Below are 15,788 nucleotides of genomic sequence, written 5' to 3'. Positions count from 1 at the left end.
CGCCGCACCTCCCAGCCTTCCGCGAACAAGTTATCCACACCTCCACCCACAGCTATTGGGGACAACTGTGGAAAGACCGCAAAATTTCTCCACAAAACCCAAAGAAAAATCGTGACTTATCCAGAAGCATGCTTCCACGAGCGGTCTGATCATTTTTTGATCAGAAGCCTGAAAGGCACGGACTGCGTAGCTTTCAGAGGATGGCGAACACCTTATCCACAGAAGCGCCAACAGACTTTGGGGTTAACTTCGAAGACACTGTGGAAAACCGCTATAACCCGCAAGAAACCGGTGTTTGCGTGGAATTCTACGGCTCACAACCATCAATTGATCATTTTTTGATCGCAACCATGAAAGCCGCTGTTTATAAGGCCTACAGCCGAAAGCAAACATCTTATCCACAGAAGCGCCAACAGAGATTGGGGGCAAGTCTGCCCCCACAGCAGCACTTATCCCGTTGAAAAAGCTTGGAAAAACCACGGACAGGACTGGTTGTTTTTTGACCTAAGGCTTGCAGGGCCTGATTTATATGGGGTGTAGCGATGGGCGAACATGTTATCCACAGAACAACCAACAGGGATTGTGGGTAAACACCGAAGTTGTTCAGATTTTATTGAGACATGAGCGACCTGAATCCAGATCCAGGTTCAATTCAAAGTCTTTGAACGCGTGCCATCCGAGCAATATCGACGGGACGTATTGCCCGCCGATCAGCGACGGCGGGATGGTAAAGCCCGGGTAGTATTTGTAGGTGACCGCCATGGTGTTGCCTTGCAGGGCCAATACGCCGTCGAAGCGTTGGAAGCGTTTGTTGTTGCCGGTGTAAACGTTCGAGCCTCCCGGTGTCAGCGCCTGCACAACGCTGACTTGCCTGCCGGGCGACGAGGCCGTCAAGTAGTCGACATTTCCGGTATCGATGATGGCCTGCGTTGCCCGGCGATCCAGCTGTGCGGCCACCACCAACCGTTGATTGAGATCCAGGCGGCTAATGGCAATCGGCGCATCACAGCGTGTGGCCGGCGGCGGATTCAGCTCCAGTGTTCTGCTGGTGATCTTCAAGCGCCCCAGCTTGCTGATCAGATCCAGCCCCAACAGATTGTCCCGGTCGCTGACAAAGACCAGGACATTCCTGAACTCGCGGGTGCCGACTTTCAGCGACCCGAGAACTCCCAGCCTCGCGGCCAAGCCTTTTTCGCCATAAAACGTGCTATAGCGATAAAAAGCATCGGGCAACAACCTGATGCCCATCTGTTTCGCAGTGTCGATGTTGACCCGGGTTTGCGGTGCACCCGTGTCCAGAACAAAACGCGCCGAGACACCATTGGCCGCGCCGACCTCGATAAATGGCAGCACTTGTTCAGCGTTGTAGAAGTCGTCGGCATACGGATAGAGCGGCAGCACCTCATACCGCGTCGAACCGTTGACCGTGAAATCGCCGGTCGCCGCCAGGACAGCCAGTGATTTGCTGCCAAACGTGGAGAACAGCGGCTTCAGATCGGCGCTGGCCGCAATCGCCCGGGCATGCCTGGCCTTGATCGCCAGGTAGTACTCGGGGATTTGATTGGCGGCCTTGGCTTCGAGCAATCTGGCGAAGACCGTCACCGAGCAGCTGAGGTGTCTGTCGGCATCCAGTACCTTGTCGCACTGTTGCCGCAGTTGCGCCAGGGACGCGTTGCGGCCTTGTTCGGAGTCTATCCAGCGGTAAAAATCCTGATCAGCCTCGGACGCCTTTGTCTGGGCGGCAGAGATCAAGCCTGTGGATAACCACATGGCCGATGCACAGAGCGCCAGAAGAGCGAAAGTCTTCATATTCAGGCCAGTCATAAAAACAGGGTTTTATGAGTCAGCGCTGAATGTCTGAAAGCTCCCGAAAACGTGCCGCACCCTTGATCAGCGCATGGAAAACATTAGCTCACCGGGCTGACGGGTGTGGTGCGGGACGAAGAGATCCTGTGGGAGCGAGCTTGCTCGCGATGACGGAGTATCAGTCAACATCAATGCCGCCTGATACCACGCTTTCGCGAACAAGCCGCCCCCACAGTGTTTGTTATCGAACCACACCTTCTTCAATCAGCAATTTGAGGATGGCCTCGGCCCCGGCTTGCGCCGTCACGCCCTTGAGTACCTGCCCGCCTCCACCACTGGCCTTGGCCGTCGCGGCTTTCATGCGGTCGGCACCGCTCTTGGCCTTGATCACCTTCAGACGCTTTGGCCGTGGCTTGGCCGGTTGCAGGGTGGCGACCGCGAGCAATTCATCGTCGATGACCTCGACGTCCTGCGCTTGCAGCACGCCGCGCCGGGCCGGGCCGTAAGCGCTCTGCCGAGGCTTGGGTGCAGCGTTATCCACCGTCGCCAGAAACGGCAGGCGTACCTTCAGCCGACGACGTTGACCGCGGGGCAAGGCTTGCAGCACCAGCGCCGAACCGCCATCGATGGACTCGACCTGCGCGAGCCCCACCACCAGCGGCCAGCCCAGGCTTTCGGCCAGCAGGAAGGGCAACATGCCCGAGCCTTCACCGGTTTCCGCCTGGCTACCGGTCAACACCACCTGCGCCCCGGCATCGCGCAAATAGTCGGTCAGCGCCGGTAGCGCGTCGGCGCCTTGCGGTTGTTCCAGCACATGCAGTTGCTCAAGCCCCATGCCCAGGTAAGCGCGCAATGCAGGCTCGGAAATGTCGCCGGCATGCAGCACCTGCAAGTTATCCCCAGCCAATTGCAGGCCCAGTTCAACCGCCCGCGCATCCTGCTCCGCGCGACGCGGCCGACCGGATGTCGGGTGGGCGCCGATGGACACCAGGCTGATGATTTTCGTGCTCATAACCCTTTCCTTCCCTTAAGCCGCATCGCGCTTGGCGTCGTTGCGGTAAGCCTCTACCGCCTCGATCAAGGCTTGAAGAATCTCCGCGCTCTCGCCGATCACCGAGAGGTCTGCGCGCTTGATCATGTCGCAGCCAGGGTCGAGGTTGATCGCCACCACCTTGTCGCAGGCACCAATGCCTTGCAGGTGCTGGATCGCCCCGGAAATCCCCACCGCCACATAGACCCGTGCAGTGACCCAGGTGCCGGACGCGCCGACCTGGCGGTCGCGGGCCATGAAGCCGTCGTCCACCGCCACCCGCGATGCGCCTTCGGTCGCGCCGAGGGCTTCGGCGGTCCTGTGGAAAAGTCCCCAGTCCTTGACCCCGTTGCCACCGGAGAAAATGAACTCGGCTTCGGCCATTGGAATTGCCGCCGGATCGACGGCCACCGCGCCCAGATCTTCGATCCGCGACAGGCTGCGCGCCACAGTTGTGGATAACTCCACGGCCAAGGCTTCGTGACGGGTTTCGCTGACCGGTTCGGCGCACTCGACTGCCGCCAGAATCAATCGCGCCAGCGGACGGGCAAGGTCTTGCAGACCCGCGCCAGCACGGCCGATGCACTCCTGATCCTTGACCTGCCAGACCCGCGTGGCCGGGCGCTCGCCCAGTGCCGCAGCAAAACGTCGGCCGAGTTCGCCACCGCCACTGCGGCTGTCCGGCAGTAACCAGTGACGCGGGCTGAACTGGTTATCCACAGCCCGCAGGCCCTGGACCCGTTGCTCCGGTGCATAACCGTTGAATTCTTCACCTTCCAGCACCAGCAGACGGTCGACACCCGCCGTGGCGAAAGCGTTTTCCTTGTGTTCACCGAACACCACGGCCAGCACCGCGCCGTCCTTGCCGGCCAGTTGATGGGCCAGGCCCAGCAGGTCGCGGTCGTGACTGCTCAAGCGACCGCCGACCATGTCCGGCACCACGCTGATGTAAAACGCCGGCGCGGCCACTTGATGCAGCGGCAATTGCACTTCGACGGCGGCCGAGCGTTTGGTCGCCCCGCCCTGCTGGGCGCCGCTGCGGTCGATGCGTTTGATGCCGTTGGGACCAATGAAACCGATGCCATGGGGATTCTTGCGAATGACGCCGTTAGGCCCCATCCAGCTGTGCTGCGCCGGCTGCATGGCTGCGTGCAGCGGGTGCAGACGGTTGCGGGCAATCCATTCGGCCCGCGGGTCGCGGCGGATAATGTCGCTCATCAGTGGGCCTCCGCTGGTTCACGTTGGGCCGGCGTAGAGGGTTTGGAGGCGGCTTCTTCCAGCAACGCGTCGGCCACCAGCTCGGCAATGTCCTTGATCATCGGCCGGGGTTCGACCACGCCTTCGAGCATCGCGGTGCATTGTGGGCAACCCACGGCCACCAGTTCGGCGCCGGTTTCGCGGATGTCTTCCATGCGCATGTCGGGAATGCGTTGCTTGCCGGGAATGTCGGTGATCGGCGCGCCGCCACCACCGCCGCAGCAGCGCGAGCGGAAGCCGGAACGTTGCATCTCTTTCACTTCGATCCCGAGGGCGCGCAACACCTGACGCGGCGCCTCGTATTCGCCGTTGTAGCGACCGAGGTAGCACGGATCGTGGTAGGTCACGCTGTCGCCTTTGTGCTGTCCGAGATTGAGTGCGCCAGCATCGATGATTTCCGCCATGTAGGTGCTGTGGTGCTGCACCAGGTAGTTGCCATCGAAAGCGCCATACTCGTTTTTCAGCACGTGGAAACTGTGCGGATCGCAGGTGACGATGCGGTTGAAACTGTATTTGGCCAGAGTCTGGATGTTGCGCTTGGCCAACAGCTGGAAGGTCGCTTCGTCGCCCAGGCGCCGAGCCACGTCACCGCTGTCGCGTTCTTCGAGGCCGAGCACGGCGAAGTCGATTTTCGCCGCCTTGAGCACTTTGACGAAGGCGCGCAGGGTGCGCTGGTTGCGCATGTCGAAGGCGCCGTCGCCGACCCAGAACAGCACGTCGGTGGATTTCTTTTCGCTGAGCAGGTTGAGGTTCAGGTCAGCCGCCCAGTTCATCCGCCCGCCCGGCGCGAAGCCGCCCGGGTTGTCGGTAGCGATCAGGTTTTCCAGGACTTCGGCACCCTTGTTCGGGGTCGCGCCTTTTTCCAGGGTCAGATGACGGCGCATGTCGACGATGGCATCGACGTGCTCGATCATCATCGGGCATTCCTCGACGCAGGCACGGCAGGTGGTGCACGACCACAGGGTCTCGGCATCCACCAGACCGTTGACGATCGGCTGATGCGGATTACCGGCGTGTTCACCGATGGGTTTGCCTGGGTACGGGCTGCCGGCGAACTTGGCGTCGGTGCCACCGGCCAGGCCGACGACCATGTCCTGAATCAGTTTTTTCGGGTTCAGCGGCTGGCCGGCAGCGAAGGCCGGGCACGCTGCTTCGCATTTACCGCACTGCACGCAGGCGTCGAAGCCGAGCAATTGGTTCCAGGTGAAATCCTTGGGTTTTTCCACGCCTAGTGGCGCGGTCGGGTCGCTCAAGTCTAGAGGCTTGAGGCCCGTGGAACGACCGCCACCGAAGCGCTCGGCGCGACGGTGCCAGGCCAGGTGCAGCGCACCGGCGAAGGCGTGCTTCATCGGCCCGCCCCAGGTCATGCCGAAGAACAGCTCCGACACGCCCCACAACACGCCAACCCCGAGAACCGCCGCCAACAGCCAGCCACCGAAGTTTTCCGGGAGGATCCCGGCCACCGGCAGGGTCAACAGGAAGAACGAGGCCGAGAACGCCAGCAGGCTTTTCGGCAGGCGCATCCACGGGCCTTTCGACAGACGCGACGGTGGGTTGCGTCGACGCAGGTAAACAAAGATCGCGCCAACGAACATCACTGCCGTCATCAGCAGCAGCGCATAGCCGAGGAAGCGGTTATGCAGGCCGAAACCATGCACCAGAATCGCCAGCACGATGGACGCCACCGCACCGCCGGCCGTGGCGACGTGGGTGTTGGCAATGTATTTGTCCCGCGCGACCACATGGTGCAAGTCGACCATGTAGCGCTTGGGCATGGCGAACAGGCCGCCGATCAGGTCGACTTTCGAAGCCCGGCCCCGGCGCCACATGGCCACCCGCCGCAACGCGCCCAGGACACCAAGGCCCAGGGCTGCGAACAACAGGATTGGAAGAAGGGTGTTCAACATGGTGAAGCTCCCAAAGACCTCGGGTCTTGCAAGGGTTCATGTGCTTGCCGTTAAAGGCCTGACACCGACCTGTGGCGAGGGGGCTTGCCCCCGTTCGGCTGCGAAGCAGTCGTAAATCGGTCAAATGCATTTTTTACTGACAGACCGCATTGACTGATTTTGGGGCCGCTTCGCAGCCCAACGGGGGCAAGCCCCCTCGCCACAGTGATGGTGGTGATACTGTTAGAAATCCTTGCACAACCGCAGCGCGTCGTAGATCGCGGCGTGTGTATTACGCTGAGCCACGCAATCGCCGATACGGAACAGCAAGTAGCCGTCGCCCGTGGTGCTCAACGATGGTTGCGGCTTGATCGCGAACAAGGCTTCGATGTCCATCTGGCCTTTGTTGCGCGAGCCTTCCTTCAACGCGTAGTAGATTTCTTCGTCCGGACGCACGCCGTTTTCCACCACCACCTGGTCGACCACCCGCTCCTCTTTGGCGCCGGTGTATTCGTTTTCCAGCACCGCCACCAGCTTGTCGCCTTCGCGGTAGACCTTCTCCAGCATCATGTCGCCGGTCATGATCACTTCTTTGGGGTACATGCTGCGGTAGTAAGTCGGGAACGACGTACCGCCGATGGCCACGCCCGGTTTGATGTCGTCGGTGACGATCTCGACCTGGCTGCCCTTGTCGGCGAGGAAGTCGGCCGTCGACATCCCGGTGAACTCGCAGATGGTGTCGTAGACCAGCACGTTCTTGCCCGGCGCAACCTTACCGTCAAGGATGTCCCAGCTGCTGACCACCAGGCCTTCAGCCGCGCCCCAGTGTTCGTTCTGCTCCAGGAACGGATGACCGCCGACGGCGAGTACCACCACGTCCGGACGCAGGTCGAGAATGGTCGCCGCATCCGCCGCCACGCCCAGGCGCAGATCGACTTTCAAGCGCGCCAGTTCCAGTTGGAACCAGCGGGTGATACCGGCGATCTGATCCCGCTGTGGAGCTTTCGACGCGGTAGTGATCTGCCCACCGATGAATTCTTTCTTCTCAAACAGGGTCACGTCGTGGCCACGTTCGGCCGACACGCGAGCCGCTTCCATCCCGGCAGGACCGGCACCGACCACCACGACTTTGCGCTTCACACCGGTCGATTTCTCGATGATGTGCGGCACGCCCATGTATTCACGGGAAGTCGCGGCGTTCTGGATGCACAAGACGTCCAGGCCCTGGTACTGACGGTCGATGCAGTAGTTGGCGCCGACACACTGTTTGATCTGGTCGACCTGGCCCATTTTGATCTTGGCGATCAAATGCGGGTCAGCGATGTGGGCGCGGGTCATGCCGACCATGTCGACGTAGCCGCCCTCCAGAATACGGGTCGCCTGGTTCGGGTCCTTGATGTTCTGCGCGTGCAGCACAGGTGCCTTGACCACTTCCTTGATACCGGCCGCCAGATGCAGGAACGGCTCCGGTGGATAACTCATGTTGGGGATAACGTTGGCCAGGGTGTTGTGGGTGTCGCAACCCGAGCCGACCACACCGATGAAGTCGATCATGCCGGTGTCGTCGTAGTACTTGGCGATCTGCTTCATGTCCTCATGGGACAAGCCATCCGGGTGGAATTCATCACCGCACAGACGGATGCCGACGCAGAAGTCCGGACCCACTTCCTTGCGCACAGCCTTGATCACTTCCAGGCCGAAACGCATGCGGTTCTCGAAGCTGCCGCCCCATTCGTCGGTACGCTTGTTGACCCGCGGGCTCCAGAACTGGTCGATCATGTGCTGGTGCACGGCCGACAATTCGACGCCGTCCAGGCCACCGGCCTTGGCCCGCGCCGCAGCACTGGCGTAGTTGCCGATCACCCGCCAGATTTCTTCCGGCTCGATGGTCTTGCAGGTCGCACGGTGCACCGGCTCACGGATGCCCGACGGCGACAGCAGGGTTGGCCAGTGCTCGCCGTCCCAACGGGAACGACGGCCCATGTGGGTAATCTGGATCATGATCTTGGCGCCATGCTTGTGCATGGCATCGGCCAGGTTCTGGAAGTGCGGAATGATCCGGTCGTCCGCCAGGTTCACCGACTTCCACCAGCCTTGCGGGCTGTCGATGGCCACGCTGGAGGAGCCGCCGCAAATCGCCAGGCCGATCCCGCCCTTGGCTTTCTCTTCGTAATACTTGACGTACCGGTCGGTGGTCATGCCGCCGTCGGTGGCATAGACCTCAGCGTGCGCGGTGCTGAGCACGCGGTTGCGGATGGTCAGTTTGCCAATTTGAATTGGCTGGAACATTGCTTCGAAAGCCATGGCGGGTTCCTCGACTTACAACGGCTTGACGGTGAACAAGCCGTCTTCGTGGCCCTCTTCGGAGCCACCGTAGACTTGTTCGGCCACGGTGCGGATCTTGCTGCCGCGAGCGGCGAGGATCTGGTCCATGGCCCCTGCAAACCAGCCGGTGAACATGTAGTCGACCTTGCGCCCGACCTTGCCGTACACATAGACGAATGCCGAGTGTTCGAGCTTGACGCTGGCGGTGCCTTTGTCGAGGTCGATGTCCTGGATCTTGAACAGGCCCCAGCCGCGCTGCGACAGGCGCTTCATGTAGTGCTCGAACACCGCGACGCCTTCCAGGCCGTGGCATTCGGCTTCTTTTTCACACCAGTGCCAGGCGGACTTGTAGCCGGCCTTGTAGAGGATTTCGGCGTAGGCTTCAGCGCCCAGCACTTCCTCGATGCCCATGTGGTTGTTGACGAAGAAATGCCGTGGCACATACAGCATCGGCAGGGCGTCGGAGGTCCAGACACCGGTTTCGCTGTCGACTTCGATTGGCAATTGCGGGGCGATCTTGGCCATGGAAACTTAACTCCAGAAAATTCGTTGTGTTGCCCGCTGCACGGACGGCAGCGGGAAATGATTCAGAAGTGCGGCGGCTTATTCGCCCCAGACATCTTTCAAGACGTTCACCCAGTTCTCGCCCATGATCTTGCGTACCACACGCTCGGAGTGGCCGCGCTTGAGCAGGGTCTCGGTCAGGTTCGGGAACTCGCCCACGGTGCGGATGCCCAGCGGGTTGATGATCTTGCCGAAGCTGGTCAGACGGCGGGCGTAGCCCTTGTCGTGGGTCAGGTATTCGAAGAAGTCCTGGCCATGGCCCTGGGTGAAGTCGGTGCCGATGCCAATGGCGTCTTCGCCGACGATGTTCATTACGTACTCGATGGCTTCGGCGTAGTCGTCGATGGTCGAATCGATGCCCTTGGCCAGGAACGGCGCGAACATGGTCACGCCGACAAAGCCGCCGTGGTCGGCAATGAACTTGAGTTCTTCATCGGACTTGTTGCGCGGGTGCTCCTTGAGCCCCGACGGCAGGCAGTGGGAGTAGCAGACCGGCTTCTTCGATTCGAGGATGACTTCTTCGGAAGTCTTGGAGCCGACGTGGGACAGGTCGCACATCACGCCAGCCCGGTTCATCTCGGCAACGATTTCGCGACCGAAGCCCGACAGGCCGCCGTCACGCTCGTAGCAACCGGTGCCCACCAGGTTCTGGGTGTTGTAGCACATCTGCACGATACCGACGCCAAGCTGCTTGAAGACTTCGACATAGCCGATCTGGTCTTCAAAGGCGTGGGCATTCTGGAAGCCGAAAAGGATGCCGGTCTTGCCCTGCTCCTTGGCTTTACGGATGTCGGCGGTGGTGCGGACCGGAATCACCAGGTCGCTGTTCTCGCGGATCAGCTTCTGGCTCGCGGCGATGTTGTTAACGGTGGCCTGAAAGCCCTCCCACACCGACACGGTGCAGTTGGCCGCGGTCAAACCGCCCTTGTGCATGTCTTCGAACAGTTCACGGTTCCACTTGGCAATAATCAGCCCGTCGATAACGATGCTGTCGGCGTGCAATTCGGCTGGGCTCATCAGGCTGTCCCCTTATTAGCGATTCATGCGCCGAATCGTCTGCCGGCGCTTTGGGGCCAGCATATGCCTAGGTGCCTAAGCAGCCGGGTGCAAAAACGACAGGGGAATTGCCGAAAGCGTCAATCCGCGACAAAGGGTCGTCGCCAGGCACAATCACCGACCTGTTCAAGGCCTTCGGCTTGGGCCAGAATTCGCCGAATCAATGGAATAGAGCGGCGACCTGAATGAAATCCATCCTTCTGGCTTTGGCACTGATTGCGACCGGCGTACACGCAGCCGAGGTGTCCGACGACAACCCGTGCGACAAAGTCGAAAACGACGTCCAGACCCTGGAATGCTCGGTCTTCAGCAAAACCACCGCCGAAGACCTGCTCAAGGAAAACCTCCAGGGCCTGACCGAGCGCATGCAGTCGCAGTACGGCAAAAACCCGTCGCAACTGGCCGACATCACCGCCAAACTCAAGGCCGCCCAACAGCAATGGCTGAAGACCCGCGACGCAGACTGCGCCGTCGAAGCCTTCCCGGCCACCTCTGGCAGCAAGGCATTCACCATTGCCCAGAACGATTGCATTGCGCGAATGAGCGACGAGCGGTCGGAGTTTTTGGAGTCGATTGGGCAGGAATAGTCCTGAATGTCCCGCTGAAAGCTGGCACTACCACCAGCTTCCAATCGCCAAAAAACCCTTTTCCTACAAAGCACTCTGATCTGACCTACAGCTCCTGTCCAAGGCCGCTGCTCTGCGGACTTTTCACGCAACATGCCGACAAATGTTGTTGATGGCCAACCATAAAAATATAAGTAAATATTCGCAAATCTTATAAAAGACTTATATTATTCCATGAACAGCATTCACTGGACTCGAAAGGCCGTTAAGCAACTCTTGAGATTGCATTCCGTTCACCAAATTCAGGTTCGTGATGCCATCACGGCGCTCGCTGACATGCCTGACGTGAGTCAGGTCAAGGCACTCGTTGGTCATGACTTCGCTTATCGACTGCGCGTCGGTAACTACAGGGTCATGTTCAACTGGGATGGCGCGATCAAAGTGGTCAGTATTCAAGAGGTCAAAAAACGCGATGAACGCACCTACTGACGTTCAAATCATCAACGACGAAAACGGCAACCCCGCATTCGTGGTCATCCCCTATGCGCAATATGTCGCGCAAAGGATTGAGCCAGACCTGATCCCCCACGAGGTGGTCAGCCGTATCGTCGATGGAGCCACGCCCATCCGCGCCTGGCGCGAACACTTGAACCTTACCCAGGATGAAGTGGCCAAACGCATGGGTATTTCTCAACCCGCATTCGCCCAACAGGAAACAGTCGCCAAGCCCCGTAAAGCCACTCGCGAAAAAATCGCCTCGGCATTTGGCATCACCGCCAGTCAACTCGAGCTGTAAGCTGCATGCCATCAGCCAGTAAAGGGATTCAACATGAAAGTCTGCGGCATCGAAATCAAAGGCAGCGAAGCGATCATCGCCCTCGCCTCACTCGACTGCCTGGCGCTCGGCCACGTGGCCCTGGCCACCAAGAAAATCGCCTTGGACGATGACGACGAAGCCGCCAACGTCAAAGTGTTCGCCGCTCAGGTCGCTTCGTTTGTCCGTGAGAATTCCATCGACCGCATTGCGATCAAGAAGCGCAGCAAGAAAGGCGAGTTCGCTGGCGGGCCGACCACGTTCAAGATCGAAGGGGTTTTCCAGTTGCTGGAGAATTGCGAGGTGACCTTGCTGTCGCCGCAGACCATCAATGCCCAGGCCAAGAAGCACAATTTTGAGCTGCCGGGGACGCTGAACAAGTATCAGCATGAGGCGTTCAAGGCGGCGTGTTCGGCTTTGATGAAGAAGTAAGCAGATTCAAAAAGATCCATCCGGCGCCAGATCCACGCTGGCGCCCTTTTGTACCTTCCCCCACCGCTGCTCTTAAACAGACACAACCCTGTCATTTATGAGAGTTAGCAGGCTAAAAACCAAGCGCATACATTGGAACTTTCCTTAAGCGCTCGACAATCACATGACCGACCTCCTGCAGACCAACATTCACCATGCCACCCCAACCCTGATGGCACAGGACCCGCGCCGCCAGTCGATTCGTAGCGTGGCCTACTACCGGGCCCACCTGGAACAAACGCCTGAACCGCATATCAATCGCCAGGCTTACAACCCGAACGGGCACCTGAGCGCCGGCTGGGACCCACGACTATGGCCAACGCAAGGCCAGCCTAATCTGACCATGGTGTACGGCCTCTCCGGCGAGCCATTACTGAACAGCAGCGTTGATGCCGGCTGGAGAGCAAGACTGCCGGGGGCCAGAGGCGAGATTCGATTCGAGTGGGATGGTCGACAAAATCAACGTCAGATCGAGTACGACAACCTGTTACGCCCGATCGCCATCTCAGAGCAAGCTGTCAACGCTGCCTCTGCCACGACTGAGCGGATGGTCTATGCCGATAGCCACGCCGAGTACAGCTCACATAATCAGTGCGGACGCCTGATTCGCCACGACGACACGGCTGGCTGCCTGCATCTCAATGAATACAGCCTTGCGGGCACCCGGCTAAGCGAATCCCGGCAATTCATGAACGACCTGTCAGTTGCCAGTTGGCCAGAGCGCTTGACTGACCGCGACAGCAAACTCGAAGCCGAAAGTGAAACCACCCAATGGCGCTTCAACACCCTGGGCGACCTGTTGACCCAGACCGATGCACGGGAGAACCAAAGACAATTGGGCTATGACGTCGCAGGCCAGCTCACACAGGTAATCCTCAAACGCAGACATCTGCCGGTCAAAACGCTACTCAGGAACAGGCGCTACAGCGTCAGTGGTCAGATCAAACAAGAAATCGCGGGTAATGGTGTGACGACAACCCGCCGTTATGACGTTCAAAGCGATCGCCTGTTGCAACTCACCGCAAGTCGTCCAGGCCATGCGCTCCAGGACCTTGCCTACACCTACGATCCTGTCGGCAATATCACCCGGATCCGGGACTCGGCCACAGCTATACGCTACTTCAGGAACCAGCGTACTGACCCCGCCAACCACTATCGATATGACACGCTTTCTCAATTGGTAGAGGCAAGCGGTCGCGAATCCGTTGCCGCGAGCCAGGGTCCCTTAACGCGCCCGTCGCAATCGACAGTGACAAGTAGCTACAAACAGACATTCTCATATGATCCCGCAGGAAATCTACAAACCCTCGTCCATGAAGGTCTTCGAGGTTACACCCGTGAGATGGTGACCAAGTCTTCAAGTAACCGCAGCTTGCCCAAACCGCCGGCAGGTGAGCCGGACTTCATCAGGAGCTTCGACAGCAACGGCAACTTGCTGGTCCTGTCACCCGGCTCACAGGCCATGCATTGGGATAGCCGCAACCAATTGAGCCAGGTCATCCAAGTCATCAGAGATGGGGTACCGAATGACGATGAATGCAATCGCTACGATGCTCACGGCCAGCGGCTACGCAAGGTGCTCCATCGCAAAGCAAAATCTGTGACCTTGGCCAGCGAAGTACGTTATCTGCCCGGGCTGGAGATCCATTACAACGGTCGCGAAGAAGTACGGTATGTCGTGAATGTTGACGCTGGAGATTGCAACGCGCGGGCTTTGCATTGGCACGACGATCCGCCCGAAGGCATTGCCAACGGCCAGATCCGTTACAGCCTGGGCGATCACTTTGGATCCTGCACGCTGGAACTGGACGAGGATGCCGCGCTGATAAGCCAGGAGGGTTACTACGCTTTTGGTGGCACCGCTTGGTGGCTCGCTCGAAGTGACGCCGAGGCCAATTACAAGACAATCAGGTACTCCGGAAAAGAACGGGATGCCACCGGACTTTATTACTATGGACTTCGTTATTACGCACCCTGGTTACAGCGCTGGATCAACCCGGATCCGGCGGGTGACATCGATGGGCTCAACCACTACAGGATGGTTCGAAACAATCCGCTGCGATTCAAGGACAGCCAAGGCCTTGCGCCGGTTGAGCCCGTCAATGAATACGAAAGGAAAATGGTCGCTGCTGGGCAGGCGATACTTTATCGGCGTGCCAACGACTTGCCCGAGGACCAGCGACGCGAATTCCAGAACGACTTTTCAGCCATGGTCGACTTTACAAAAAATGCGATTTCAGCGCTCGCAGGTCCAGATCGGACACCTTCGACTCAAGAAAAATTAAGAAATATTTTCGGCCCCAGCATGGATGAGGAACACCTGAACATCGCGGCAGATGCAGCCAGGAAAAAACTTAAGAAAAACCTTCGTGGTGCATTAAAGGATCAAGCTAAAGGTGTTCGATTTGTCTTTACCGATAACAATCCGCTAAAACCTGAACAGCGGGCGCATTGGGAAAAATCAACGTCTCAAGGGATTAACGCTATCTATTTGAACCTCAATGGCCGTGAACAATCACCACCACTTAACGCTGCGACAATTTTTCACGAGCTCAGCCATGTTCATGCCAAGACAAAAGACTTCTGGTACTTGTTTTCCGACTCATCACCTGGCGATACAGGAGAGATGATTGATGCAAATATCAATGCGGCACTTCGGAGATCTTTAACGATTGCCACAAACGGTCCCGATTTATCAAAAATCAAACAAAAGAGCCGCCATGTAGCGGCGAAGCTCATCGAACGGGAACAAATAGAATCCCGGTCACTAGAAAGTCAGGCATGGAATGCACAAATAGCAATCACCACTCACAACGCTGACAGTCTGACCGCTCTAGCCCTCCAGTTCAGGTCCCCGCAGTTGCACTAAACAACCGGCGCCTCTGTGGGAGGGGGTTGCGGCACATCGGCACCTTGCCGACCGCCAACACTGCGCCGATCCTCCCGCGGACAGCGCTCATACTTCGCCCGATAACTGCGGGTGAAGTACGACGGCGATTCAAACCCGCAGGCAATGCTCACCTCCAGCACGCTCATGTCGGTCTGGCGCAGCAACTGCCGGGCTTTTTCCAGCCTCAGTCGCAGGTAGAAATTGCTCGGCGTGTCGTTCAGGTGCAAACGGAATAAACGCTCCAGCTGCCGCCGCGTCACCTTGATCGATTCCGCCAGTTCCAGCGTGCTCAGGGGCGGTTCGCTGTGCTGTTCCATCTCGCCGATTACGTGCACCAGTTTCTTGTTGCTGATGCCATAGCGCGTGGCGACTTCCATGCGCTGGTGGTCTTTGCGCGGGCGGATGCGGCCGAGCACGAATTGTTCGCTGACCTGGATCGCCAGTTCCGGGCCGTGGGCCTGGGCGATCAGATCCAGCATCAGGTCAATGGAAGCGGTACCGCCGGCGGAGGTGATGCGGCGGCGGTCGATCTCGAACAGCTCCTGGGTGACGCTGAGTTGTGGATAGGATTCCTTGAAGGCGTCGATGGCTTCCCAGTGCAGGGTCAGGCGATGGCCGTCGAGCAGGCCGGCTTCGGCGAGGATGAAACTGCCGGTGTCGATGGCGCCGAGGGTCACGCCTTCGTTGTCCAGGCGGCGCAGCCAGTGTTCCAGCGCCGGGGTGGTGAACTTCAGGGGTTCGAACCCGGCGACCACCAGCAGTGTCGCGCCTTTCTTGAGCGGCTCCAGCGCCGCATCGGCGTTGACCGACATGCCATTACTGGCCAGCACCGCCCCGCCATCGGCGCTCAGCACATGCCAGCGATAGAGCTCGCCGCGAAAGCGATTGGCGACCCGCAACGGCTCGATGGCCGAGATAAATCCGATGGCCGAGAAACCCGGCATCAACAAGAAGTAGAAATCCTGGGACATGGAGCGCACTCGCTTAGCAGGTAACAAGAGGCCAGGTAACGAGAGGGCGGGCAGCGTAGGGATGTTGATACGCCAGTTGCGAGCGGCATTCAAGAGCACAGGTCGCTGCAGTGCAAGAGCTGGTCGCCGCAGTGCGCTTTCATCGGTGCTTT

General features: G+C 59.1%; 13 protein-coding genes. 5 read left to right on the top strand and 8 right to left on the bottom strand.

The window, feature by feature from the left end; translation table 11 throughout:
* Nucleotides 1–603: 603 nt before the first annotated feature.
* From KGA85_RS18865 to KGA85_RS18835, 7 genes are all read right to left on the bottom strand, one after another.
* Entirely contained in the window at nucleotides 604–1,770 is a 1,167-nt protein-coding gene (locus KGA85_RS18865; protein ID WP_411741635.1) for a retropepsin-like aspartic protease, read from the bottom strand.
* Between the two features lie 277 nt (nucleotides 1,771–2,047).
* On the bottom strand, nucleotides 2,048–2,818 hold the full coding sequence (locus KGA85_RS18860; protein WP_046039371.1) for an electron transfer flavoprotein subunit beta: 771 nt from the start codon (nucleotides 2,816–2,818) through the stop codon (nucleotides 2,048–2,050).
* A 15-nt stretch (nucleotides 2,819–2,833) separates the two neighbouring features.
* Entirely contained in the window at nucleotides 2,834–4,054 is a 1,221-nt protein-coding gene (locus KGA85_RS18855; RefSeq protein WP_223532930.1) for an electron transfer flavoprotein subunit alpha/FixB family protein, read from the bottom strand.
* Nucleotides 4,054–6,000 (bottom strand): dimethylglycine demethylation protein DgcB, encoded by a 1,947-nt coding sequence (dgcB, locus tag KGA85_RS18850; protein WP_223532928.1) that lies wholly within the window; start codon nucleotides 5,998–6,000, stop codon nucleotides 4,054–4,056. The genes KGA85_RS18855 and dgcB overlap by 1 nt, the downstream gene beginning before the upstream one ends.
* A gap of 222 nt (nucleotides 6,001–6,222) precedes the next feature.
* Complete coding sequence (gene dgcA, locus KGA85_RS18845) at nucleotides 6,223–8,283, bottom strand: dimethylglycine demethylation protein DgcA (RefSeq protein WP_223460436.1); 2,061 nt, start codon at nucleotides 8,281–8,283, stop codon at nucleotides 6,223–6,225.
* Nucleotides 8,284–8,298: 15 nt separating this feature from the next.
* Nucleotides 8,299–8,829: a DUF5943 domain-containing protein gene (locus KGA85_RS18840; RefSeq protein WP_008048169.1), complete on the bottom strand. Its 531-nt coding sequence runs from the start codon at nucleotides 8,827–8,829 to the stop codon at nucleotides 8,299–8,301.
* 78 nt (nucleotides 8,830–8,907) lie between these two features.
* Entirely contained in the window at nucleotides 8,908–9,885 is a 978-nt protein-coding gene (locus KGA85_RS18835) for a dipeptidase (RefSeq protein WP_223460438.1), read from the bottom strand.
* 224 nt (nucleotides 9,886–10,109) lie between these two features.
* Here KGA85_RS18835 and KGA85_RS18830 point away from each other — a divergent pair, with 224 nt between their 5' ends.
* The 5 genes from KGA85_RS18830 to KGA85_RS18810 all read left to right on the top strand — a co-directional run bounded on the left by KGA85_RS18830 (nucleotide 10,110) and on the right by KGA85_RS18810 (nucleotide 14,644).
* Complete coding sequence (locus tag KGA85_RS18830; RefSeq protein ID WP_223460440.1) at nucleotides 10,110–10,511, top strand: lysozyme inhibitor LprI family protein; 402 nt, start codon at nucleotides 10,110–10,112, stop codon at nucleotides 10,509–10,511.
* A 213-nt stretch (nucleotides 10,512–10,724) separates the two neighbouring features.
* On the top strand, nucleotides 10,725–10,979 hold the full coding sequence (locus KGA85_RS18825) for a type II toxin-antitoxin system RelE family toxin (protein ID WP_223543302.1): 255 nt from the start codon (nucleotides 10,725–10,727) through the stop codon (nucleotides 10,977–10,979).
* Nucleotides 10,963–11,286: a helix-turn-helix domain-containing protein gene (locus KGA85_RS18820; RefSeq protein ID WP_223460444.1), complete on the top strand. Its 324-nt coding sequence runs from the start codon at nucleotides 10,963–10,965 to the stop codon at nucleotides 11,284–11,286. The genes KGA85_RS18825 and KGA85_RS18820 overlap by 17 nt, the downstream gene beginning before the upstream one ends.
* Before the next feature lie 33 nt (nucleotides 11,287–11,319).
* A complete protein-coding gene (locus KGA85_RS18815) occupies nucleotides 11,320–11,736 on the top strand; it encodes a DUF3010 family protein (RefSeq protein WP_223460445.1) in 417 nt (138 codons plus the stop codon).
* A gap of 163 nt (nucleotides 11,737–11,899) precedes the next feature.
* Nucleotides 11,900–14,644 (top strand): RHS repeat domain-containing protein, encoded by a 2,745-nt coding sequence (locus KGA85_RS18810; RefSeq protein WP_223543301.1) that lies wholly within the window; start codon nucleotides 11,900–11,902, stop codon nucleotides 14,642–14,644.
* On the opposite strand, the gene KGA85_RS18805 is transcribed toward KGA85_RS18810, so the two are convergent.
* On the bottom strand, nucleotides 14,641–15,636 hold the full coding sequence (locus tag KGA85_RS18805) for a GlxA family transcriptional regulator (protein ID WP_223460449.1): 996 nt from the start codon (nucleotides 15,634–15,636) through the stop codon (nucleotides 14,641–14,643). The genes KGA85_RS18810 and KGA85_RS18805 overlap by 4 nt on opposite strands.
* Between the last annotated feature and the right edge of the window lie 152 nt (nucleotides 15,637–15,788).

The sequence above is a fragment of the Pseudomonas sp. GL-B-12 genome, from assembly GCF_019955895.1.
In the GTDB taxonomy this organism is placed as follows: domain Bacteria; phylum Pseudomonadota; class Gammaproteobacteria; order Pseudomonadales; family Pseudomonadaceae; genus Aquipseudomonas.
Note: the sequence above shows the minus strand (reverse complement) of the source record. Positions and strands in the feature narration are given on the sequence as shown.

Bases quoted from the DNA above. Each gene is read 5' to 3' on its own strand.
- KGA85_RS18810 (WP_223543301.1), top strand. From the start codon at position 11,900: ATGACCGACCTCCTGCAGACCAACATTCACCATGCCACCCCAACCCTG.
- KGA85_RS18860 (WP_046039371.1), bottom strand. From the start codon at position 2,818: ATGAGCACGAAAATCATCAGCCTGGTGTCCATCGGCGCCCACCCGACA.
- KGA85_RS18855 (WP_223532930.1), bottom strand. From the start codon at position 4,054: ATGAGCGACATTATCCGCCGCGACCCGCGGGCCGAATGGATTGCCCGC.
- dgcA (WP_223460436.1), bottom strand. From the start codon at position 8,283: ATGGCTTTCGAAGCAATGTTCCAGCCAATTCAAATTGGCAAACTGACC.
- KGA85_RS18820 (WP_223460444.1), top strand. From the start codon at position 10,963: ATGAACGCACCTACTGACGTTCAAATCATCAACGACGAAAACGGCAAC.
- KGA85_RS18835 (WP_223460438.1), bottom strand. From the start codon at position 9,885: ATGAGCCCAGCCGAATTGCACGCCGACAGCATCGTTATCGACGGGCTG.
- KGA85_RS18840 (WP_008048169.1), bottom strand. From the start codon at position 8,829: ATGGCCAAGATCGCCCCGCAATTGCCAATCGAAGTCGACAGCGAAACC.
- KGA85_RS18830 (WP_223460440.1), top strand. From the start codon at position 10,110: ATGAAATCCATCCTTCTGGCTTTGGCACTGATTGCGACCGGCGTACAC.
- KGA85_RS18815 (WP_223460445.1), top strand. From the start codon at position 11,320: ATGAAAGTCTGCGGCATCGAAATCAAAGGCAGCGAAGCGATCATCGCC.
- KGA85_RS18825 (WP_223543302.1), top strand. From the start codon at position 10,725: ATGAACAGCATTCACTGGACTCGAAAGGCCGTTAAGCAACTCTTGAGA.
- dgcB (WP_223532928.1), bottom strand. From the start codon at position 6,000: ATGTTGAACACCCTTCTTCCAATCCTGTTGTTCGCAGCCCTGGGCCTT.
- KGA85_RS18865 (WP_411741635.1), bottom strand. From the start codon at position 1,770: ATGTGGTTATCCACAGGCTTGATCTCTGCCGCCCAGACAAAGGCGTCC.
- KGA85_RS18805 (WP_223460449.1), bottom strand. From the start codon at position 15,636: ATGTCCCAGGATTTCTACTTCTTGTTGATGCCGGGTTTCTCGGCCATC.